This is a genomic window from Streptomyces pseudovenezuelae (assembly GCF_029892565.1).
GTDB lineage: Bacteria > Actinomycetota > Actinomycetes > Streptomycetales > Streptomycetaceae > Streptomyces > Streptomyces pseudovenezuelae_A.
In genome coordinates, this window is sequence record NZ_JARXVH010000015.1 from 214,214 (window position 1) to 237,017 (window position 22,804).

At 69.4% G+C, this 22,804-nt stretch carries 17 protein-coding genes; 6 read left to right on the plus strand and 11 right to left on the minus strand.

The annotated features are described in order from the left end of the window. Positions 1-30: 30 nt before the first annotated feature. A complete protein-coding gene (locus M2283_RS37835; RefSeq protein ID WP_280881022.1) occupies positions 31-1,863 on the minus strand; it encodes a phosphoenolpyruvate carboxykinase (GTP) in 1,833 nt (610 codons plus the stop codon). A 340-nt stretch (positions 1,864-2,203) separates the two neighbouring features. On the opposite strand from M2283_RS37835, the gene trhA reads away from it, so the two are divergent. The 3 genes from trhA to M2283_RS37850 all read left to right on the plus strand — a co-directional run bounded on the left by trhA (position 2,204) and on the right by M2283_RS37850 (position 5,254). Continuing rightward, the gene (gene trhA, locus M2283_RS37840) at positions 2,204-2,917 is read left to right on the plus strand and encodes a PAQR family membrane homeostasis protein TrhA (protein WP_280881023.1); all 714 of its coding nucleotides are present in this window, start codon (positions 2,204-2,206) and stop codon (positions 2,915-2,917) included. Between the two features lie 136 nt (positions 2,918-3,053). Then, a complete protein-coding gene (locus M2283_RS37845; RefSeq protein WP_280881024.1) occupies positions 3,054-4,625 on the plus strand; it encodes a DHA2 family efflux MFS transporter permease subunit in 1,572 nt (523 codons plus the stop codon). Continuing rightward, the gene (locus M2283_RS37850; protein WP_280881025.1) at positions 4,622-5,254 is read left to right on the plus strand and encodes a TetR/AcrR family transcriptional regulator; all 633 of its coding nucleotides are present in this window, start codon (positions 4,622-4,624) and stop codon (positions 5,252-5,254) included. The genes M2283_RS37845 and M2283_RS37850 overlap by 4 nt, the downstream gene beginning before the upstream one ends. A 27-nt stretch (positions 5,255-5,281) precedes the next feature. On the opposite strand, the gene M2283_RS37855 is transcribed toward M2283_RS37850, so the two are convergent. The 6 genes from M2283_RS37855 to M2283_RS37880 all read right to left on the minus strand — a co-directional run bounded on the left by M2283_RS37855 (position 5,282) and on the right by M2283_RS37880 (position 14,808). Further along, entirely contained in the window at positions 5,282-7,699 is a 2,418-nt protein-coding gene (locus M2283_RS37855) for a galactose oxidase-like domain-containing protein (protein WP_280881058.1), read from the minus strand. 26 nt (positions 7,700-7,725) lie between these two features. Then, positions 7,726-8,919: a glycosyltransferase family 2 protein gene (locus M2283_RS37860; RefSeq protein ID WP_280881026.1), complete on the minus strand. Its 1,194-nt coding sequence runs from the start codon at positions 8,917-8,919 to the stop codon at positions 7,726-7,728. Then, on the minus strand, positions 8,916-10,565 hold the full coding sequence (locus tag M2283_RS37865) for an ArnT family glycosyltransferase (RefSeq protein WP_280881027.1): 1,650 nt from the start codon (positions 10,563-10,565) through the stop codon (positions 8,916-8,918). The genes M2283_RS37860 and M2283_RS37865 overlap by 4 nt, the downstream gene beginning before the upstream one ends. Beyond that, positions 10,562-11,839, minus strand: a complete 1,278-nt coding sequence (locus M2283_RS37870) for a glycosyltransferase (protein WP_280881028.1) — start codon at positions 11,837-11,839, stop codon at positions 10,562-10,564. The genes M2283_RS37865 and M2283_RS37870 overlap by 4 nt, the downstream gene beginning before the upstream one ends. Before the next feature lie 191 nt (positions 11,840-12,030). After that, complete coding sequence (locus M2283_RS37875; RefSeq protein ID WP_280881029.1) at positions 12,031-14,064, minus strand: thioredoxin domain-containing protein; 2,034 nt, start codon at positions 14,062-14,064, stop codon at positions 12,031-12,033. A 30-nt stretch (positions 14,065-14,094) separates the two neighbouring features. Further along, positions 14,095-14,808 carry a hypothetical protein gene (locus tag M2283_RS37880; RefSeq protein ID WP_280881030.1) on the minus strand — a complete coding sequence of 238 codons (714 nt, stop codon included), beginning with the start codon at positions 14,806-14,808 and terminating at the stop codon, positions 14,095-14,097. A gap of 178 nt (positions 14,809-14,986) precedes the next feature. Here M2283_RS37880 and M2283_RS37885 point away from each other — a divergent pair, with 178 nt between their 5' ends. Beyond that, on the plus strand, positions 14,987-18,187 hold the full coding sequence (locus M2283_RS37885) for a tetratricopeptide repeat protein (protein ID WP_280881031.1): 3,201 nt from the start codon (positions 14,987-14,989) through the stop codon (positions 18,185-18,187). 64 nt (positions 18,188-18,251) lie between these two features. Here M2283_RS37885 and M2283_RS37890 read toward each other — a convergent pair whose 3' ends face one another. Beyond that, the gene (locus tag M2283_RS37890; protein WP_280881032.1) at positions 18,252-18,539 is read right to left on the minus strand and encodes a hypothetical protein; all 288 of its coding nucleotides are present in this window, start codon (positions 18,537-18,539) and stop codon (positions 18,252-18,254) included. Beyond that, positions 18,532-19,413 (minus strand): mycothiol conjugate amidase Mca, encoded by an 882-nt coding sequence (gene mca / locus M2283_RS37895; RefSeq protein ID WP_280881033.1) that lies wholly within the window; start codon positions 19,411-19,413, stop codon positions 18,532-18,534. The genes M2283_RS37890 and mca overlap by 8 nt, the downstream gene beginning before the upstream one ends. Before the next feature lie 106 nt (positions 19,414-19,519). Here mca and M2283_RS37900 point away from each other — a divergent pair, with 106 nt between their 5' ends. Together M2283_RS37900 and greA are read left to right on the plus strand one after the other, a co-directional pair. Continuing rightward, positions 19,520-19,918 carry a DUF4307 domain-containing protein gene (locus tag M2283_RS37900; protein ID WP_280881034.1) on the plus strand — a complete coding sequence of 133 codons (399 nt, stop codon included), beginning with the start codon at positions 19,520-19,522 and terminating at the stop codon, positions 19,916-19,918. Between the two features lie 178 nt (positions 19,919-20,096). Beyond that, positions 20,097-20,597, plus strand: a complete 501-nt coding sequence (greA, locus tag M2283_RS37905) for a transcription elongation factor GreA (RefSeq protein ID WP_280881035.1) — start codon at positions 20,097-20,099, stop codon at positions 20,595-20,597. A 212-nt stretch (positions 20,598-20,809) separates the two neighbouring features. On the opposite strand, the gene M2283_RS37910 is transcribed toward greA, so the two are convergent. Then, positions 20,810-21,589: an ABC transporter permease gene (locus M2283_RS37910; RefSeq protein WP_280881059.1), complete on the minus strand. Its 780-nt coding sequence runs from the start codon at positions 21,587-21,589 to the stop codon at positions 20,810-20,812. Positions 21,590-21,612: 23 nt separating this feature from the next. After that, positions 21,613-22,647, minus strand: a complete 1,035-nt coding sequence (locus tag M2283_RS37915) for an ATP-binding cassette domain-containing protein (protein WP_280881036.1) — start codon at positions 22,645-22,647, stop codon at positions 21,613-21,615. Between the last annotated feature and the right edge of the window lie 157 nt (positions 22,648-22,804).

The following is a 22,804-nucleotide window of genomic DNA, read 5'->3' on the forward strand; positions in this document are numbered from 1 at the left end:
GCCGGCCGCGGAGTCTTTCAGGTGCGGGACTCAGCCCAGGCGCTGCACCAGCGCGTGGTACTCGTCCCACAGTTCCTTCGGTGTGTGGTCGCCGAAGGTGTTGAGGTGGTCCGGCACCAGTGCGGCCTCCTCGCGCCAGATCTCCTTGTCGACCGTGAGCAGGAACTCCAGGTCGGACTCGGCCAGTTCGAGGCCCTTGGTGTCGAGGGCGCCCTTCGCCGGCAGCACGCCGATCGGGGTCTCGACGCCCTCGGCGCGGCCGTCCAGGCGGTCCACGATCCACTTCAGGACCCGGCTGTTCTCGCCGAAGCCGGGCCAGACGAACTTGCCCTGGTCGTTCTTGCGGAACCAGTTGACGTAGTAGATCTTCGGCAGCTTCGCCTGGTCGCGGCCCTTGGCGACATCGACCCAGTGGCCCATGTAGTCGCCCATGTTGTAGCCGCAGAACGGCAGCATGGCGAAGGGGTCGCGGCGCAGTTCGCCGACCTTGCCCTCGGCGGCGGCGGTCTTCTCGGAGGCCACGTTGGCGCCGAGGAAGACGCCGTGGTTCCAGTCGAAGGACTCGGTCACCAGCGGTACGGCGGTGGCGCGCCGGCCGCCGAAGAGGATCGCCGAGATCGGCACGCCCTTCGGGTTCTCCCACTCGGGCGCGATGATCGGGCACTGCGCGGCGGGGGTGGTGAAGCGGGCGTTGGGGTGGGCGGCGGGCGAATCGGACTCCGGCGTCCAGGAGTTGCCCTTCCAGTCCGTCAGGTGGGCCGGGGTCTCCTCCGTCATGCCCTCCCACCAGATGTCGTTGTCATCGGTCAACGCCACGTTGGTGAAGACCGAGTTGCCCCACAGCGTCTTCATCGCGTTGGCGTTGGTGTGCTCACCGGTGCCGGGCGCGACGCCGAAGAAGCCGGCCTCGGGGTTGATCGCGTAGAGCCGGCCGTCCTCGCCGAACCGCATCCAGGCGATGTCGTCACCGATCGTCTCGACGGTCCAGCCGGAGATGGTGGGCTCCAGCATGGCGAGGTTGGTCTTGCCGCAGGCGCTCGGGAAGGCGGCGGCGACGTACTTCGACTCGCCCTGCGGCGGGGTGAGTTTGAGGATCAGCATGTGCTCGGCGAGCCAGCCCTCGTCGCGGGCCATGACGGAGGCGATGCGCAGGGCGTAGCACTTCTTGCCCAGCAGCGCGTTGCCGCCGTAGCCGGAGCCGTAGGACCAGATCTCGCGGCTCTCGGGGAAGTGCGAGATGTACTTGGTGGAGTTGCACGGCCACGGCACGTCGGCCTCGCCCTCGGCCAGCGGCGCTCCGAGCGTGTGCACAGCACGCACGAAGAAGCCGTCCTCGCCGAGTTCGTCCAGGACGGGCCGGCCCATGCGCGTCATCGTGCGCATGGACACGGCGACGTAGGCGGAGTCGGTGATCTCGACGCCGATCGCGGAGAGGTCCGAGCCGAGCGGGCCCATGCAGAACGGGACGACGTACATCGTCCGGCCCCTCATCGAGCCACGGAAGACGCCCCCCTCGCCCTTCTCCCCCGTGAAGATCTCCCGCATCTCGGCAGGAGCCTTCCAGTGGTTGGTCGGGCCCGCGTCCTCTTCCTTCTCGGAGCAGATGAACGTCCGGTCCTCGACCCGCGCGACATCGGTCGGGTCGGAGGCGGCGTAGTAGGAGTTGGGGCGCTTGATCGGGTCGAGCTTCTTGAAGGTGCCCTTTTCGACGAGCTCCTCGCACAGTCGCTCGTACTCGGCCTCGGATCCGTCACACCAGACCACGCTGTCCGGCTCGGTCAGTTCGGCGATCTCGTTCACCCACGAGATCAGTTCTGGGTGCTTTGTGGGGATGACGGGGGGAGCCGCGATGTCGCGCGCCACGATTGCTCCTAAATGAGGGATTTTTTGTTGGAGGCCCCGTGGGGGCTGCGGCCCGGATGCTGCACGGCTGATCTTCAGCGCTCATCCGGTGCCGACCGCACTCATTTGATCATCCGACGCGGGTGCCCATATGTCCAGAGGGCCTCACGGATGAGCGGAGTGAGGCTCGCCACGCGTCAACATGTTTCCGAGCGTGTCTTTGCGTGCACGTTGGGTTCACCCAACGGTTCTTTTACGTGGCGGCACGAAGCCTCAACTCCCGTGAGAGGATGGCCACTCTTGGCCGTTCTCCGGCTTCTACTGATACGTAACTTACGGGTCCGTAGGTACGATGCCGGGCATGAATGCGTCCGTCCCCGAAGCGCACACGGACACGACGGCCGCCGGCCGCGTCGCCGAAGCGCTCTCGCTGCCCGACCATGTGAAGCCGAAGCTGCGCGGCTGGCTGCATCTCGGCATGTTCCCGGCCGTGCTCGTCTCGGGCCTGGTGCTCACCGCCCTCGCCGACTCCTCACGCGGTCGCATCGCCTGCGGTGTCTTCGCCCTGACCGCCTGCCTGCTGTTCGGCGTGAGCGCGCTGTACCACCGGGGCAACTGGAGCCCCCGCATGGACGGCATCCTGCGCAGACTGGATCACGCCAACATCTTCCTGATCATCGCCGGTACCTACACCCCGCTCACGATGCTGCTCCTGCCGGGCGCCAAGGGGCAGGTGCTGCTGTGGGGCATCTGGGCCGCGGCGACGGCCGGCATCGTCTTCCGCGTCTTCTGGGTCGGCGCCCCGCGCTGGCTCTACACCCCCTGCTACATCGCGATGGGCTGGGCGGCCGTCTTCTTCCTGCCGGACTTCATGCGCACCGGCGGCATCGCGGTCCTCGTCCTGGTGATCGTCGGCGGCCTCCTCTACAGCGCGGGCGGCGTGATCTACGGCATCAAGCGCCCCAACCCGTCCCCGCGCTGGTTCGGCTTCCACGAGGTCTTCCACTCGCTCACCGTGGCGGCCTTCCTCACGCACTACGTCGGCATCTCGCTGGTGGCGTACCAGCACGGATAGCCCCTGACGCACCCCTTCCTTCATGGCCACGGCTCCTCAGCCGTGGCCATTTTCCGTATGCCGCGACCCGCCTCGCAGCTTCCTGACAGCGACCACCTGTTGACATCAACAGTCTTTTGAGAGCTACTCTCATTTCATGGCTACTGTCACTCAGAACATGGGCGTGCGGCGCGACCCGCGCCGCTGGTGGGCCCTCGGCGCCCTGGTCGCGAGCATGCTCACCCTCGGCTTCGACACGACGATCCTGAACGTCGCCCTGCCGACGATGGCGGGCGACCTCGGCGCCACCACCGGCCAGCAGCAGTGGATGGCGGACTCCTACGTCATCGTCTTCGCGGCGCTGATGCTCCCCGCCGGACTGCTCGGCGACCGCTTCGGACGGCGCCGCATGCTGATCGTGGGGCTCGGCATCTTCCTCGCCGGATCCGTGGTCGGCGTCCTGGCGGACGACGTGAACTGGGTCATCGCGGCCCGCACGGTCATGGGCATCGGCGCGGCACTGATCACCCCGCTCGCCCTGTCCGTGCTGCCCTCGCTCTTCGGCCCGGACGAGCGGACCAAGGCTGTCGGCATCATCTCCGCCGCCTCCTCGCTCGGTCTGCCGCTCGGCCCGATCATCGGCGGCTGGCTGCTCAACCACTTCTGGTGGGGCTCGGTCTTCCTGGTCAACATCCCGATGGCCGCGCTCGGCATCGCCGCCTGCGTCTTCCTGCTGCCCGAGACCAGCGACCCCGCCTCGCCCAAGGTCGACGCCCTCTCCACCGCGTTCACGGCGGCCGGCCTCGGCGCCCTGATCTACGCGATCATCGAGGCGCCCAGCCGCGGCTGGGGCGACCCGCTGATCGTGGGCATGCTCGCCGGAGCCGCCGTACTGATCGCCGCGCTCGTGCTGCGCGAGCGGCGCATGGCCCGCCCCATGCTCGACATGGAACTGCTCGCCCAACGCGGCTTCCTGTTCAACACACTCGCCGCGACCCTGGTGATGTTCGTCCTGTCCGGCCTGCTGTTCGTGCTGCCCCAGTACCTCCAGGCGGTGCTCGGCAACGACGCTCTGGGCACCGGCGTCCGGCTGCTGCCCATGATGGGCGGGCTGATCGTCGCGGCCCGCGCCGCGCAGCCGGTCGTCGCCCGGTTCGGCTCCCGCGCGGTGGTCACCGCGGGCCTGGTGGTCCTCGCCTTCGCCGCGTTCCTGGGCAGCCGTACGAGCGTGGACTCGGGCTACGGCTTCACCGCGCTGTGGCTGTCGATCACCGGCTTCGGCTTCGGCTTCTCGGTCGTCCCGGCGATGGACGGCGCCCTCGGCGCGCTGCCCCGTGACCGGGCCGGCAGCGGCGCCGGTCTCCTCATGACGACGCGCCAGGTCGGCGCCGCCATCGGCATCGCCCTGCTCGGCAGCCTGCTGGCGAGCACCTTCCGCGACCGCCTCGACACCACCGGGCTGCCCGCCAGGGCCGCCGACACCGCCGGGGACTCCGTGGTCGCGGCGCACATAGTCGCCCAGAAGACGGGCTCGGCCGACCTGGTGGCCTCCGCGAACAGCGCGTACGTCCACGGCATGGGCCTGGTCCTGCTGGTGTGCGGCGCCGCGGCCCTCGTCACCGCCCTGCTGGCCGCGGCCTTCCTGCCGAACACGCCGGTCACGCACGCGAAGGAGAAGGGGGACGAGACCCCGGACATGGCCACCGCGTCGGCGGATGCCGGACAATGAGCACCATGACGGCCGCACCCTCCCCCTTCAGCCCCGCCGACCGCCCGCAACTGGGCCTGCGCGAGCGGAAGAAGATCAAGACCCGCGAGGCGATCCGCACCGCGACGTACGCACTGGTCAAGGAACAGGGGTACGACGCGACGACGATCGAGCAGATCGCCGAGCGCGCCGAGGTGTCGCCGTCGACCGTCTTCCGCTACTTCCCCACCAAGGAAGACATCGTCATCACCGACGAGTTCGACCCGATCATCATGGACGAGCTGCGGGCCCGCCCCGCCGACGAGCCGTGGCTGGTCAGCCTCCGGTACGTGATGCACAGGGCCATCCAGTACGGCCTCAAGGAGGACGAGGAGGTCTCCCGGCTCCGGTCCCATCTGATGGTCCAGGTCCCGGCGGTGCGCTCACGGACGATGGAGAGCATGTCGGTCACCGGCACCATGCTCTGTCAGGCCATCTCCGAGCGCACCGGCCGGGACCCGGAGAGCCTGGAGGTAAGGGTCTACGCGATGTCCCTCGTCGGCGCCCTGATGGAGACGACCCTGTACTGGGCGGAGCACGGCCACGAGGGCGACTTCAAGGACCTGGTGAACCGCACGATGGACGTGCTGGAGCACGGGCTCTCGGACTGAGCCCGTGCTCCGCGTCCGTGCCGACCTCTAACGCCTGGTCAGCACGGTCTTCACATCACCCTTCCCGCACGCCAGCCCGTCCTTGTTGCGGTCCAGGCTCAGCGGGTCGTCCTTGCCGTTGACCTTGAGCCGGCCGTAGTCGTTCTTCTTGAGCCAGTCGCAGCGCGCGGCCGCCGTCTTCTTCACGGTCTTCGGGAAGGCGGTCGGCACACACACGTTGATCGAGCCGTAGTGCCGGTCGCAGCCCGAGATGGTCACGGGGACCTTCTGCGAGGCGCGCTTCTTGCCGGGCTCGGCGACCTTGCCCTCCAGGGAGTCGGCGAAGGAGTGCACGTGCGCCGAGGCGTCCGAGGCGCTCAGTGCCGACGGACCCTGCAGATGCACCCACTTGGCGACCGACGGCACACCGTTGGCGTCCACCGCGAAGAGCATGTACCAACCCGGCGGCGCCACATTGGGGTTGCTCGTCACGTTCAGGTCGACGTTGTTGCCGTCCACCGACAGCGGCAGATCCACGAACCGCTGGTTGGGGTCCGAGGAGTGCGTGACGGCCGCCGGACGGATCAACTCGGCCTTGGCGACGGGCCGGTCGACCGTGATCCGCTGGGTGTCGCCGTAGTTCCACTCGGTGTCGATCACCGAAGTGATCGTCGGCCGCGTGCCCTTGAGCAGATACGGCGGCGTGTAGATCGACACGTTGTGGTTCCAGGTGCCGTTGCCCGGGTTGTCGCCGGTCGACATCACCCGGCCGTCGGGCAGCAGGAACGACGAGGAGTGGTAGCCGCGGGCCTCCGGGTCGGCGGCCACCGGGTCGAAGGTGTTGGTGTCGGGGTCGTAGATCGACGACTCGTAGACCGGGTTGGCGCGGTTGTGCAGAGCGCCGCCGGTCTCCAGCACCTTGCCGTCGGGCAGCAGTACGGCGGAGACGTACATCTTGCCCTGGTTGCCGGTCTCGGCCACCGGACCGTTGCCGAGGTCGACCGTGCCCTGCGGCAGCGGCGGCCCGGCGACATAGGACGGGTCGGCGTCCTTGAGGTCGATGACGTCGGTGAGGCGGTTGCCGTCCGGGTTGGAGTCGATGTTGCCGCCGCCGACGGTGAGGACCTTCTGATCCTGCGCCGGCGGCAGCAGCACGCTCGCCGACTGGTCCCGCTGGTCCTTGCTCTGCAACCCCGGGACCTGCGTGACCGTGTTCGCGTCGTAGTCGTAGATCGCCGAGCCCGTGCCCGGGATGTTGTTGCCGAAGACATGGCTGCCCGAGTAGAAGAGGCGGCCGTCCTGCATCAGGATCATCGACGGGTACAGACCCCAGTACGACCAGGTCTGGTTGACCTGCCACAGCGCCAGCCACTTCTGCTCGGCGTCCGACCAGTACTCGGCGGTCACCGAGCCGGTCGAGTCCTCGCGCAGCCCGCCGAAGGAGATGACGTCACCGTTGCCGAGCTCGGTCGCAGACGGGTACCAGTGACCGTCGTTGAGGTCGTTGGTCTTGCTGTAGGTCTCGGTGACCGGATCGAAGATGTACGAGTCCTTGTAGCCCTCGTAGCCGTGCGAACCGTCCACCGCCGGGAAGGCCTTGTTGCCGCTCATCACCAGCACCCGGCCGTCCTGGAGCTGGATGTGGCCGGAGCAGAACATGTCCTTCGGCGTCGGGATCACCTTGTACGTGCCGGCGACCGGGTCGTAGACCGCGCTGGTGAAGGTGCCCGCGTCGAACTGCTCCTCGCTGTTGCCGGAGCCCGCGATCAGCAGCACCTTGCCGTTGTTGAGGACGACGGAGTGCATCGAGCGCACCGGGTTCTGCGTGGGCAGCACGTCCCAACGCCCGTTGGCGCACTGCTCGGCGGTGCCCGTGCAGGTGGCCGGCGGAGTGACGTCCGGGACCTGCTCCATCGTGTAGTCGTCGGTGGTCGCCGAGCCGGTGCCGTAGACCGAGACACCCCAGGTGATCCGGTCGGTGCCGGCCGGCACCTCGGGTGTGCGGACCGTGGCCTGGGTCCAACCGCCCTGTATCTCCAGGGTCTTGAGGTCGGTCCAGTACTGCCAGCCGGCGGTGGCGTCGTGTCGGAAGAGCGTGATGTTGGCGTCGGGTGTCGTGGACTTGTACCAGAGCCCGAGGTCGTACTGCTTGCCCGCGCTCACCACCGGCGCGCAGTCCGTCGTCTCGGTGATCAGGGCCTTGCGGTCGCCCTCGACCCGACGCGTCAGCGACACCTTCATCGCCTTGGCACCGCTGTGCGCGTCGCTCGTGGCCTCGAAGGTGAAGTCGTTGTCGCCCCAGCCGGACTTCTCCCAGCAGTACGGCATGTCACCGGTGCCGGCGGTCTCGAAGCCCGCGTTCTTGACGAGGTTGGCTGCCTCGGCGGACTGCGGCGAGGTCAGCAGCAGACCGGCGGTCAGGGCCCCCACCCCGACCAGTGCGGTCCTTCTTCGGTGCCTGCGCAGATTCCGCTTGATGAAACTCTCTCTGTTCACACGGCTCTCCTTGCTGCGGTGCTCCCCCCACGCCCCCTGCGCGGGAGGTAGACCAGCGCCTCGGTCCCCACGAAGCGCAGGACGAACGTCGTCACCAGCGCGAGCGCGGTGGCGCCGAGCGCGCCCATCCCGAACCGGTGCACGAACAGCGCGATCAGCGGGATCCGCAGCACCAGGTCGGCGTTGGCGAGCAGCCCGAACCGGCCGACACGGTCCCACCACTGGCGGTGCCCACGACGGTCACGGAAGAGCAGATGCTCGATGAGTACGAAGTTCCAGGCCACGCCCAGCTGGTTGGCGAGGATCTCCGCCGGTACGTAGTGCATCCCGACCTTGGTCAGCGCCCACAGGCCGAACAGGTTCGGCACGAAGCCGGTCGCGCCGATCAGCCCGAAGCCCACCATGCGGGCGACCGGCGAGGCGGTGCGCAGGCCGATCAGATGGCGCAGGAAGCGGAAGCCCTCCTGCGCACTGGACTTGGACTCCCCCGCGAACCGGTCCTGGAAGACGAACGGCACCTCGGTGACCTGGCGCGGCCGGTTGCGGACCGCCAGCTCCAGCAGGATCTTGTAGCCGAGCGGCTTGAGGGCGTCCGCGGTGATGTCGCTGCGGCGGATCGCGAAGAACCCGGACATCGGGTCGCTGATCCCGCGCAGCCTGCGCGGGAAGAGGGACTTGGTCAGCCAGGTGGCCGCACGGCTGACGGCCACCCGGTAGCTGCCGGCCAGACCGGCCCGGCTGCCGCCCTTGATGTACCGGGAGGCGACCACGAGTCCGGCGTTGGAGCGCTCGCCGGTGGCGACCAACTCCGGTACCAGGGACGGCGGATGCTGGCAGTCACCGTCCATGACGACGATCCAGTCGGAGCCGGCCGCCTTGATGCCCTCGACGACCGCGCCGCCGAGCCCGCCGACGGGCTCCTCGCGGTGCAGGACAGTCACCGGGAAGGGGCAGTCCTTGGCGGCCTCGCGGATGACCTGGGGGGTGTCGTCGCTGGAGTCGTCCACGAAGACGACCTCGCACGGCAGCCGGGCCGGCACCGACTCGGTGATCTGGTGCAGGAGTTGACGGACGTTCGCGGACTCGTTGTACGTCGGCACGACGATGGTGACCGCGCCGGGCTCGGCCACCTCGGCGGCGCGTACGGCGGGATCGTTGAGTTCGCCGGGAGCGGTGTACTCGTGGGTCATCGGACGCCTCCGGAGGCCGTCTGGATCTGGCGGATCTCGATGCGGTCGTCTCCGGTGCCGAAGGTGGCGACCGGGGTGGAGTGCTCGATGGCGGCCTTGACGTTGGGCAGGTCCACCGCGTCGCGCCGCACGGTCGGGGAGGCGACGACGTAGTCGATGTCCTTCCAGCCGTGCGGCATCGTCTTGGTCACGGCCGGGTCGAGGTCGGCCTTGTAGAACCAGATGACGCCGAGCCCGGGCCGGTACCCCTCGTGCACCAGGTCCAGCCAGAGCGCGTCGTCGACCAGGACACGGGTGCCCTCGGGGTTCTCGACCTCGGAGGCCAGCCACTTGGAGGCGGCCCGGTAGGGGGCGTTGGCGTCGGCGGTGACGGCGGTGTGGTCGCCGTCGTACCAGCGCGGGACGACGTACGCCCCGGCGGCGACCGCGAGCACGGCCGCGAGGGCGTACCGGCCGCCGGTGAAGTACCGTTTCTCCCCTTCCCCCCGACGGCGGCGCAGTACGGCGTGGGCGACGGAGGCGGTGCCGCCGGCGAGGACCAGGGCGAGGAAGGGCAGCGCCTGGATGACGTACATCGCGGGCAGGTAGCCGTTGGGGCGCAGGGCCAGCAGGGCCAGGATGCCGACCGTCAGGGCGGGTCCGGCCAGGGAGCGGGCGGTGACCGACCAGCGCCAGGTGGCCAGCAGCAGGAGCGCGCCGGCGAGACCGCCGAGGGGCAGTACGCGGTCGTAGTAGAGCCAGGACCTGAGCACGCCGTGCGAGCCGGACGCGCTGTCCAGGATGAAGCCCGAACCCGGCCTGGTCATCTGGTACTTGACGCCGTCCCACAGGGAGACGTGTCCGCCGCCGGGTATCAACTCGCCCTTGAGCAGGGCGAACAGGGGGTAGGCGAGGCCGATCAGGACGCAGGCGGTGACGGCGCCGGTGATCGCGAACTTGCGGGTGTCGCGGTGGCTGTGGCGCCACATGGTGAGGAACAGCGCGGGCAGGATGACGAGCATCGTCTCCTTGGTGAGCACGGCGGTCGCCGCCGCGAGGCCCGCGCCGAAGTGGTGCCACAGATGACGGCTCGGGGAGGCGGCGAGTGTGAACGCCACGAGCGTCCACATCACCGCGATGTTGTCGAGGAAGATCTCGCGCTGCAGGACGACCGAGAGCGGCGAGAGACCGAACAGGACCATGGCGAGCCCGGCCGCCCAGCGGGGCAGCGAGAGCCGGCGGGCCAGGATGTAGACCAGGACCGCGCTGATCGCGCTGATCAGCAGCATCACCACGCGCATGCTGCCGACGGTCATCGACTCGGGGCTCAGCAGCGAGGGGATCCAGGTCAGCAGCGCCAACTGGATCCAGCCGAGCGGGGGATGGTCGTACCAGTAGGTGTAGTGGGCCAGGCCCTTGCCCTGCTGGACCGCCCAGGCCTGGGCGAGATAGGTGCCCTCGTCGTCGCTGAGCGTCGGGTAGTCGGCGATGTTCCAGCCCTGCACGACGAGGATCGCCACGAGGAGCGCGCCGCACAGGAGGAGGTCGGATCGGGAGGAACGCAGCCGGTCCGGCAGGGATGTCCGACGGGCCGAACCGGTTTCGGGCGCAGGCTGCCGCTGCGCGGGGACCTTGGTGGTGGTCACCGCGGGAAGGGTGGAGGTCACGCAGGGACATCCTCTCGGAGGTCACGGGTCGCTTCGGCCGGGCCGAGATGTGCGCCGATGTGGCTGGTCAACTCCCAGTCGTTGCGGCCGCGTTGCTCGCGCCAGACGGCGCGGATGGCGGCCCCGGCGAGGAGGACCTGGTAGAAGGGGCCGCCCACGACCAGCTTGAGGTAGTGGACGGCACGGACGCGCAGTCCGTACTGCTTGCCGAAGTCGTGCAGTCCGACCACCTCGAAGACGAAGGTGACGGCGGCGGTGACCAGCGGCAGGAAGGTGAGGAAGGCGATCCCGACGGGCACGTCGAGGAAGAGCGCGACCGCCGCGTTGAGCGGGATGATCACGCCGGAGAACGCCTGCAGGAACGGCGTCATCAACGTGTACCGGGCGAGCAACCGCCGCCCGAAGCCCGGCAGTTGCTGCCAGTCCTTCTTCCGGTAGACCTGCAGGAAGCCCTGGTTCCACCGGGTGCGCTGCTTGAGCAGCGACATGAGCGAGCTCGGAGTCTCCTCCTTGGTCACCATGTCGGAGTCGTAGGCGACGACGACCTTCTTGCCGATGCTGGACAGGCGTACGCCCAGGTCGCAGTCCTCGGCGAGGCAGTTGGGGTCCCAGCCGTCGGCCTCGCGCAGCACGTCGGTGCGGACGAAGACGGTGTTCCCGCCGAGCGGGATGAACCCTTTCTGCGCATGCAGGTGCAGCCGGGAGCGGAACCAGAAGAAGTACTCCAGGCAGTTGCGCAGGCTGTACCAGCTGGAGTGGAAGTTGATGAGCTGGACGCCGCCCTGGACGACGTCCGCGCCGGTGGTGCGGAAGGCGTGGTCGACGTGCGCGAGCAGCTCCGGATGGACCTGGTCCTCGGCGTCGAAGACCCCCACGACATCGCCGCGGCAGTGCGGCAGCGCCGTGTTCATGGCCTTGGGCTTGTTCTTCTTCTCGTGGGTGTCGACGACGACACGGACACGCGGATCGCGTTCGGCGGCCGATGCGGCCACGTCCGTGGTCTCGGGGTCGTCGTGCCCCACGATGACGATGATCTCGAAGTCGGTGTGCGTGGACTCCAGCAGCCGCTGGATGGTGTGGTCCAGTACGGCCTGTTCGTGCCGTGCCGGAACCAGCAGCGAGAAGCTGACGTGCTCGTCGCCGTCAGGTCTGCTGAATCGGGTGGAGGCGAGCACTTCCGGCGTACGCCAGGCATGCATCTGCCACCACAAAGTGAAGGCCGCCATCCAGAACAGGGCAAGCGAAACCACAGCGACAAAAATGGACGTGAGCAACAGATCCCCCCAGATCCCAAAACCCCCTGTCGCGACGGTGCGTCACACCAGCCGCGTCACTGTGCAGACATTAGGGGGGATCTGTGAAGTGCGCACGATCTTTCGATGAAGAGCGCGTTTCGTCACAACGGGTCCTCTGTGTGAACAATGCCCACACAGGGTCCGTGCGCACTCATTCCGTTCCTGTCGTTTCACCTGCTCAGTGCGGCCCGCAGGCGGTCACCATCGGTGGTCGGAGCGTCACAGGTGAAGTTACGGCAGACGTACGCGGTCGGTGCGCCGCCCACCAGCGGACGGTCCGCGAGCAGCGGGAACTCGTCACTCTCCGGCACCCCGAGGGCGACCACCGCACCGGGCGAGGCGCCCAGAAGTGCCGTGCGGTGCAGGGCCCTTGTCGCCTCGTCGTCCAGCGCGGGACCGACGACCGCGATCTCCCGCGGCCCGTCGAGCAGCGCCTCGGCGACGGCGAGCCCCCAGCCGATGAACCGGGGCACCCGCGGGCCGAGCGCCTTCACCACGCCGAGCGCCTTCTCGGCGGCGGTGCGGTGCGGCTGGGCGCCCGTCTGGGCGGCATAGCTCAGCAGGGCGCCCGCGGCGGCACTCCAGCCGGAGGGCGTGGCGTTGTCGGTGGGGTCCTGCGGCCGGCGGATCAACCGCTCGGCGTCCACGGCGGTGTCGTAGAGCGCGCCGCTGTCGGGGTCGGCGAAGCGGGCCAGCACGTGATCCAGCAGGAACCCGGCGAACTCCAGCCACACGCCCTCGCCGGTGACGGACGCGAGCGCGAGGAAGCCCTCGGCGACGTCGGCGTAGTCCTCCAGGACGCCCGCGTTGGCGCCCACCTGGCCGTCCTTGCTGGTCCGGGAGAGGCGGGCCTGCTCGTCCAGGTGCAGCCTGACCAGCAGATCGGCGGCGCCGACCGCGGCCTCGACCAGGTCGGGGCGGTCGAAGTAGGCGCCGGTCTCGGCCAGCGCGGCGATCGCGAGGCCGTTCCAGGCGGCGACCACCTTGTCGTCCCGGCCGGGTGCGGGCCGCTCGGCCCGGGCGTCCAGCAGCCGGCGCTTGATCGACTCGACCTTCTCGGCGTCGAACACGCCCTCCTGCTGCGGCAGTTGCAGGACGGACGAGCCGTGCTCGAAGGTGCCCTCGTCGGTGACGCCGAAGTACTGCCCGGCGAGTTCGGCGTCCTCGGCGCCGAGCACGGCCGTCAGCTGGCGCGGGGTCCACGCGTAGTACGCGCCCTCGACGTGCCGCCCGCTCCCGTCGTCGCTGTCCGCGTCCAGCGCGGAGGCGAACCCGCCCTCGTTCGTGCGCAGTTCGCGGACCATGAAGTCGGCGGTCTCAAGGGCGACCCGGCGGGCCAGCTCGGAGCCGGTGGAGCGCCACAGGTGCGCGTAGACGCGGCACAGCAGGGCGTTGTCGTACAGCATCTTCTCGAAGTGCGGGACGATCCAGTCGCGGTCGACGGAGTAGCGGGCGAAGCCGCCGCCGAGCTGGTCGTAGATCCCGCCCCGCGCCATCCGCTCGCAGGTGTCCTGGGCCATCTGCAGCGCGCCCTCGGCGCCGGTGCGCGCGTGGTGCCTGAGCAGGAACTCCACGACCATGGACGGCGGGAACTTGGGCGCCCCGCCGAATCCGCCGCGCTGCGGGTCGTACTCACGGGTGAGCCCGAGCAGCGCCGCGGCCAGCTGCTCCTCCCCCGGCGCCTGTGAGTCGCCGTAGGAGATCTCCCGCCCGGCGAGGTCGCGGACGATCTTCCCGGCGACCTCGGCGACCTCGTCCCGCCGGTCGGTCCAGGCGGCCCGGACGCCCTCCAGCACCTGGCGGAAGGACGGCGAGCCCTGGCGGGGCGCGGGCGGGAAGTACGTACCGAAGTAGAAGGGCTCGCCCTCCGGCGTGAGGAACACCGTCATGGGCCAGCCGCCCTGGCCGGTGGCGGCCTGGACGGCTTCCATGTAGACGGCGTCGACGTCGGGGCGCTCCTCCCGGTCGACCTTGACGCTGACGAAGTGCTCGTTGAGGTACTCGGCGGTGGCGCGGTCCTCGAAGGACTCGTGCGCCATGACGTGACACCAGTGACAGCTGCTGTACCCGACGCTCAGCAGGACCGGCTTCCCGGTCTTGCGGGCCTCCTCGAAGGCCTCGGCCGACCAGGGCCACCAGTCGACGGGGTTGTCCGCGTGCTGGAGGAGGTACGGCGACGTCTCATGGGCCAGTCGGTTCGGCATGGTGTCCATCCTGCCGCAGTACCCGACGCGTCACGCGCCGGGCGTCTGCCAGACGGTCACATCGAGAATTCCGCCGCCGACGCCGCCGTCCGGCATGGTGACGACCTTGAGGTAGGCGATGCGGCCCTCGCCGGTCAGCAGACAGTACTGTTCGCCCCGCTTCACGGGTGACGCGGTGTAGCTGCCGTTGCGGTCCACGCTCTCCAGGCATGCCTCGGCCGTCGGGGCGGTACCGGCGTCGGGCAACGGAGCCAGGTTGTCCGCGCTGACGGGGACGCTGATCGACGGGTCGCCGTTCGACGACCCGAAGTAGAGGTCCGCGCCGTCGCCTCCGCCCTTCAGCACGAGGGGTTTCGGGGTGTCCAGCTCGACGTACGTCCCCGAGATGCTCTCCTCGGCCGTCACCCTGACGGGCCCGGAGAGCTTCTGCCATTTCTCCGCGTCGGCCGCCGGCGGCGTGCTGCTCTGCGTCTTGCCGCCGCCCTGTCCCGCACCATTGGACTGCACGGAGGCGGAGGGCTCCGACTGCACGTTCTTGCCGCCGTCGTCGTCCGACGAGCCCGGCCGGCCCACCATGATCGTGATGACGATGCCCACCACCGGGATGACGATCCCGACGACCCACCAGGCCCAGCGAGGCGGGTGAGAGGGCGGTGGTCCCTGCGGTGGGACCGTCGGCGGGCCCAGGTACGGGCTGGGCGGTGGACCCGCCGGTGGGTTCGGCGTCCCGTTGTCCGCGCTCATGTTCTCTTCTCCCCGTCTTCCTTGCGATGTCGGCGATCACGATAACCACTCAGTCGGCACACAGAACGAATTCACAAACCCTCCACGGCGATTCGCGGACCTACCGCCCTCTCGCCCCCACGCCCCGTCGGCAGCACACTTGACCAAGAAAGCCGTTGCCGCCAAAGGGGGACTTGACATGCGGGACAGCCATCGGGCCGACGCAGAACGGCTGTTGGCCCGGGCCGTCGAGGAAGAGGTACGGCGCTCCGGCGGCCGTACCGACGGCAGCGTGCTGCTGTCGCGCTCACGTGGCGCGCTCGACGCGATGGCGGAGACCGCCGCCGAGGAGTACGGGGCCTACACCCGCGCACTGGAGGAGGCGGCGGCCGGCCGGCTCACCTTCGGCCAGCGGTACGCGAGAGAAGGCGCCGGAACTCCCTTGCTGGTGGCGGCCGTTGCCGCGGTCGCGGCGGCGGTGGCCGACCTGGCACTCGGTACGGGCACGGGGACCGCGCTGGGCGCGGGCGTGACCGTCGGCGTGGTGGGCGCCGCCGCGACCGTGGTGAAGGTCGCCGGCTCCCATCTCCCGGCCGCGCACCACCGCGCCGGCGCCGAGAGCCAGCCCGGCGGCGCCGAACAGTTGCGGTTGCAGTGGCTGACCGCCCTTGAGGTACGCGGCATCCGTCCGTTCCTCGACCAGCAGCGCGTGCTCGCCGCCTCCACCGGCCCCAAGAAGAAGCCGGGGCCGCAACTGCGCGGCACGGACAAGAGCGCGGCGGCCCGCGGGCGCAGCGTGCTCGCCCAGTCCTTCGCTCAACTCCCGGATTCGCAAGGCGCGTTCGCGGGGCGCCGGACGGAGATGGGGCGGATCAGGCAGTGGGTGCAGGCCTCGCGCGCGAGCACGGAGACCCTGCCGACGGTGGTGGTGCTGCACGGGACGCCCGGCAGCGGACGTACGACTCTCGCGGTGCGCGCCGCCCACGACCTCAAGGACTACTTCCGCGGCGCCTGCGTCGTCGACCTGCGCGGCGGCGGCCAGGAGCAGCCGCTGCCCACCCGGGACGCCCTGCTGCACCTGCTGAACCGGCTCGGCGCACCGCGCGAGCAACTGCTGTTCCGCGAGCGCTCCTCCCCCGACCAGCAGGTGAAGCGGCTGAGCGAGCTGTACCACCAGCATCTGACGGGCCTGGCGGTGACGATCGTCCTGGACGACGCCTCCGACCTGGAGCAGGTCCGCACCCTCGTCCCCGAACGCTCCGACAGCCTGGTCCTGGTCACCGCCGAGCACCCCATGGAACTGCCCGCCGACCTGCTCGCCCGGGTGCACCAACTGCCGGTCCAGGCACTGGACTCGGCCGGTGCGGAGGAGCTGCTGGAGTCGGCGGCACAGGACAGTTCGGGTCCCTACGACGCCGAATCGGCCGACCTGATCAGGGAGTTGTGCGGCGGGCTGCCGCTGGCGCTGAGCATCGCGGGTTCGTCGCTCGGCCCGCGCTCACCGCGCCAACTGGCCACGGATCTGGGGGCGTACGGCCCGGTCGAACCGGTCGAGCGGGTGCTGTGGCTGCGCTACACCGACCAGTCGGATCCCGCCCGCCGGCTGCTGCGCCGCCTCGCCCTGGCCGGGCGGGCCTCGCTCGGCGCCGCCGCTGCCGCCTCGCTGCTGGCGACGGACCAGTCCGAGGCGAAACGTCACTTGACCGCGCTCTCCCGCGCGGGCCTGATCGACCATGTGCGCGGCGACCGCTACCGCCTGCACGACCTCGTCCGCGCCTTCGCCCACGCCCGCCTCCTGGACGAGGAGGAGCAGGCCGAACGCACTGCCGCGCAGGAGCGGTTGATAGTCAGCTACGCGGAACTGGCGGACTCGGTGCTGCGCCTGGTCGACGGCAACATGTCGACCCGTTCGGACCGCTTCAGCCCGCACGGCTTCACGTCCCTGGACGAGGCGCTGCGCTGGCTGGACGACGAGTCGAGCTTCATCACCTCGACCCTGCGGCACGCGGAGGGCGTGGACCAGGGGGCGGTGCTGAACCTGCTCGGCGCCCTGTGCGACTACTGCCTGCTGCGCGGCGACCTGTACCGCCTGGGCGAGATCAGCGACCTGGCGCAGGCCGTGGACCAGGGCCTGCTGCTGCGCTCGGTGCAGTGGCGTACGGGTATCGCGGCCCGTCAGCTCGGCGAGCTGGACAAGGCCCGCACCACCCTCGCCTCCGTCGTCGACCTCTATCGGGAGGCCCACCACGACGCGGGTGCGGCCCGTGCCCTGTGCTCGCTCGGCATCACCCTGCACCACCAGGGCAACCTCACCGAGGCCGCCGCCAGGCTCCGCGAGGCACTCGCCCTCCAGGCACCCGCCGAACTCGCCACCGACCGTGCCTGGACGATGCACGCGCTGGCGGCGGTGGAGCGCGACCGCGGCCAGGTCGCCGAGGCACAGCGGCTGCTGTCCGAGTCCCTGGTCCTGCACCACGCCGGCGAGTCCGTGCACGGCGAGGCCTGGGCCCACTTCCAGCTCGGCCAACTCGCCCTGCGCATGGGCGACGTACCGCGCGCGGAGACCGAACTGCACGCGGCCCTCGACCGGTACGGCCGCACCCGCGACGCCCGCGGCGAGGCCTGGGCGCTGACCCAACTGGCCCGGGCCCGGCTGGTCGACGGCGACCCGTCCCCCGCGGTGGACGGCCTGCGCCAGGCCGCCGCCCGGCACCGCGACAACGAGGACGCGCGCGGCGAGGCCTGGACCGTCTACTACCTCGGCCAGGCCCTGGAGGAGACCGGCGACCTGGACCGGGCGGTGCGCGAACTGGAGCGCTCCCGCACGATGTTCTCCCGGATGCGCGACGTCTACGGCCTGGCCTGCGCCCGCCACCACTCGGCCCGCGTCACCCGCGACCAACGCGCCGCCCAGACCGGCTCCCTGCGCAACTCCGGCTTCGCCCGCCAACTCCTGGTCGACGCCCGGGCCGACTTCCAACGCATCGGCGTCACCCACGGCGAGGCCTGGACCTGCCTGGAACTGGCGGTCGTGGACGCGGGCAACACCCGCACCCAGCAGGCCCTGACCCTCTGCGACGAGGCGATCGCCCTCTTCACCTCGTACGCCGACCGCCGCGGCGAGGACTGGGCCCGCTTCCTGCGCTGCACCCTGCTCCCGTACGCCGCCCCCGGCGGCGTCGACGTCGGCGCGGCGGTCGCCCAGGAGGACCTGGCCCAGCTCTCCCGCACCGGCCATCCCCTACGCGACGAGAAGCTGGACGACTACGTGGAGACGTACCAGCTCCTGCTGGAGCGGGGCGTCAGCCTGGAGGCGGGCTGGCAGGCATGGCGACTGGGGATGGTGCCCAGCCGGCATGCCCGGGAGGTCATGGGGGTGGCAGTGGGGGCGGCGAAGTAGCGGCCGCGCGTGGGATGGCGGACCGGCCCGAAACCGCGGGACCGGTCCACCCCCAACGCCGTCGTCAGCCCTGCGGTGCCTTCGCCTCGCCGGACGTCTTCCCGGCGGTCCCGGCGACGGTGGCCTCGTCGTCGGGCGCCGTACCGGCCTCTCCGCCGCGGGTGTCCTTCTCCTTGAAATCGACCTTGCCCATGTGCTTGCTCATCGACTTCATCAGGACCCACACCGCCAGGGCCATCGCCGCGAAGACGATGAAGCCGAGGACACCGGGGGTGACCTTGTTCTCGTCCACCTCGGCGAGGGGGACGAGCTGTGTCATTGCCAGGCTCACGCTTGCGCTCATGTCAGGCATTGTCGCGGATGCCCGCGAAGAGGTCGTCCTCGGGGAGGGAGGTGTCCACGAGCGACTTCGCGAGCTCGTACTCCTCCGTCGGCCAGACCTCCCGCTGAAGCTCCAGCGGCACCCGGAACCAGCCGCCGTCGGGGTCGATCTGGGTGGCGTGCGCGAGCAGCGCCTTGTCCCGGATCTCGAAGAAGTCGGCGCAGGGAATGTGCGTGGTCAGCGTGCGCTCCACGCGCTCGAACTCGCTCCAGCGCTTGAGCCAGTCCTCGTACGGCGACTCCATGCCGCGCGAAAGCAGCGCGTTGTGTAGCGCCTCGGTGCGCGGGCGGTTGAAGCCCTGGTTGTAGTAGAGCTTCAGCGGCTGGTACGCCGGGCCGAACTCCGACTCCGGGTACGTCTCGGTGTCCGCCGCGCCCTCGAACGCCACCATCGAGATCTTGTGGGTCATGATGTGGTCGGGATGCGGGTAGCCGCCGTTCTCGTCGTAGGTGGTGATCACCTGCGGACGGAAGGCACGGATCTTCCGCACCAGCTCACCGGCCGCCTTGTCGACGTCCTCCAGGGCGAAGCAGCCCTCGGGCAGCGGCGGCAGCGGGTCGCCCTCGGGCAGACCGGAGTCGATGAAACCGAGCCACTCCTGCTTGACCCCGAGGATCTCGCGGGCCTCGTCCATCTCCTTCTTGCGTACCTCGTGGATGTGCTCCTCGATGTACTTGTCGCCCTGCAGCTTCGGATTGAGGATGGAGCCGCGCTCCCCGCCGGTGGCGGTCACGACCAGCACGTCCACCCCCTCGGACACGTACTTCGCCATGGTGGCCGCGCCCTTGCTCGACTCGTCGTCGGGGTGGGCGTGCACGGCCATCAGTCGCAGCTGGTCAGTCAAGACTCAATCCTCAGTAAGTCGGCGCCCCGGTGTCTTGGGGTGCGATCGGCGGCTTCTATAGTGACCGAATCGGAGGGCGAATAATTCCGGTGCCGAAAGGACGATCATGAGTACGGCGAGTACGCGACTGCTCGAGGGCCGCTACGGCCGCTCCTCGGACGAGCGCGCCGACCACAAACTCAAGATCGCCGGCGCCGTCCTGGGCACCCTCCTGCTCGTCCTGGTCGGCTACCTCGCCTACTACTACGTCGGTGAGAACAAGATCAGCGGCGAGGTGATCGCCTTCGACGCCGGCTCGGACTCGGTGCAGGTGCACCTGGAGGTCCGCAAGGACGCCGACGCCGCCGGCTACTGCACCATCCGCTCCCAGGCGGCGAACGGCTCCGAGGTGGGCCGGGCCGACTTCCGCTTCTCCGGCCACGCCACGCGGATCGACAAGGTCGTCACGCTCCGCACGACCTCCCGCGGCACCACGGCCGAACTGCTGGGCTGCCACCCCGACTGACTCCGCCCGGCATCACCCCGAATACGTACGGCCTGACCTGCGTTGACGCGGTTCTGATGGTTTATGTCCTCCCCCTTCAGCCGCTGAATTGTTAGGCTCGTGGTTTCGCCCTTCCATGAAGGAACATTCTTCTGGGTAGGGCGATGCTTTGTATTCCCAGTACCTACGAGGAGCACCTGTGACCCAGACCAGCGAAGACGTCACCTGGCTCACGCAGGAGGCGTACACCAAGCTCAAGGACGAGCTGGAGTACCTGTCTGGTCCCGCGCGCGCCGAGATCACCGTGAAGATCGCGGCCGCTCGCGAGGAGGGCGACCTGCGCGAGAACGGCGGGTACCACGCGGCCAAGGAGGAGCAGGGCAAGCAGGAGCTCCGCATCCGCCAGCTGACCCAGCTTCTGGAGAAGGCCAAGGTCGGCCAGGCCCCGGCGTCCGCGGACGGCGCGGTCGCGCCCGGCATGGTCGTGACGATCGCCTTCGACGGTGACGAGGACGACACCACGACGTTCCTGCTCGCCTCGCGCGAGTACGCGAGCTCGGACATCGAGACCTACTCGCCGCAGTCCCCGCTGGGTTCCGGCGTGATCGGCCACAAGGTCGGCGAGGTCGCCCAGTACGAGCTGCCCAACGGCAAGAAGGCCTCGGTGACCATCCTCAAGGCCGAGCCGTACGACGGCTGACCCCGACCACCCGACCGACCTGCCCTTGACGAGCCCCCGCCGTCCTCGCGACGCCGGGGGCCTTGTCATTCCGACGAGGAAGCCGGCGACGGGTTCGCGGACGAACCCGACTGCTTCTCCATCGAGGAGCCGGTGATCGACGAGGACCGGTGGACCGAAGGGGATGTAACGGAACCCAGCGCTCCGGCATAGTCGCCCGACGGCCGGTGCCGTCAGCTGGCCGTCCGGCGGTACTTGCGGACCGCGAGCGTACGGAAGAGGGCGATGATCAGGACCGAGTAGATCACCGACGCCCACACCGGATGCTGCATGGGCCAGGCGTCGGACGGGGACAGGCCGGGGTCACCGAAGAGCTTGCGCGCGGCCTGCACGGTCGCGCTGAACGGGTTCCATTCGGCGATGTGGCGCAGCCAGGGCGTCATCTTGCTGGAGTCCACGAAGGCGTTCGAGATGAACGTCACCGGGAAGAGCCAGATCAGTCCGCCGGAGGTGGCCGCCTCCGGGGTGCGGACCGACAGGCCGATCAGCGCGCCGATCCACGTGAAGGCGTATCCCAGCAGGAGCAGCAGACCGAAGCCGCCCAGGATCTTCGCGAAGTTGGTCGAGTCCACGGAGCCGGGGCGCCAGCCCACGAGCAGTGCGACGAGGGCGAGGACGAGCAGGGTCAAGGCCGTCTGCACGAGGTCCGCGACGGTACGTCCGGTGAGGACCGCGCCGCGCGCCATGGGCAGGGAGCGGAAGCGGTCGATGAGCCCCTTGTGCATGTCGTCGGCGATACCGGCGCCGGAGCTGGCGGTGGCGAAGGTGACGGTCTGCGCGAAGATGCCGGCCATCAGGAAGTTCTTGTAGACGTCCAGATCGGTGCTGTTGCCGATCTGCATCGAACCGCCGAACACGTAGGTGAACAGCACCACGAACATGATGGGCTGGATCAGCCCGAACAGAATCATTTCGGGAATCCTGGTCATCCGGATCAAGTTCCGGCGGGCCATGACCAGGGAATCGTTCACAGCACTCACTGGTCGGTCTCCTTCTTCTGGCTGCTGTCCTTGGCGTCGGCCTGCTTGCGGCCCTTGGCGTCCTCCGTCGCGCCGTTCTCCTCGTCCTTGACCTCGGCCACATGGCCCGTCAGGGAGAGGAAGACGTCGTCGAGGGTGGGGCGGCGCAGGCCGATGTCGTCGATCTCGATGCCCCGCACGTCCAGCTCGCGGATGACCTCGGCGAGCAGCTTCGCGCCGCCGGTGACGGGGACGGTGAGCTTGCGGGTGTGGTCCTCGACGGTGACGTCGCCCTTGCCGAAGCCGGTCAGGACCTCGCGGGCGGTGGGGATGTGGTCGCGCTCGTGCACGACGACCTCGACGCGCTCGCCGCCGGTGCGGGCCTTGAGCTGGTCGGAGGTGCCGCGGGCGATCACGCGGCCGTGGTCGACGACCGCGATGTCGTGCGCGAGGTGGTCGGCCTCTTCCAGGTACTGGGTGGTCAGCAGCAGGGTCGTACCGCCGGAGACGAGCTGCTTGATGACCTCCCACAGCATCTGCCGGTTGCGCGGGTCGAGGCCGGTGGTCGGCTCGTCCATGAACATCACGGGCGGCGAGACGACCAGGGCCGCCGCGAGGTCGAGCCGGCGGCGCATTCCGCCGGAGTAGGTCTTCGCCGTGCGGTCGGCCGCGTCCGCGAGGCTGAACTGCTCGAGCAGCTCGTCGGCCCGGGCCCTCGCGGCCTTGGCCTTGATCTGGTAGAGCTGGCCGACCATCTGCAGGTTCTCGCGGCCGGTCAGGTACTCGTCGACCGCGGCGAACTGGCCGGACAGGCCGATGGAGCGCCGTACCTCGTTGGGTTGCTTGAGCACGTCGAGCCCGGCGACGACGGCCTTGCCGCTGTCGGGGCGCAGCAGGGTGGTCAGGCAGCGGACCGTCGTCGTCTTGCCCGCGCCGTTGGGCCCGAGCAGGCCGAGGACCGTGCCCTCGGGGACATCGAGGTCGACGCCGTCCAGTGCCTTTACGTCTCCGAAGGTCTTGACCAGGCCTTCGGCATAGATGGCGCCTGGCATATCAGTCTCCACGTCGTCGGGGATTCTTCGGGAAGCCTAGTTTTGCGTTTTTCGTTCCGCCTGATGGCTGACACGAGACACACCATAACGCGATGTATCGCGTCTCTCAACGGGATTTCCCCGATCGAGTGACGAAGAGTTCCTGAAGCAGGTGTTC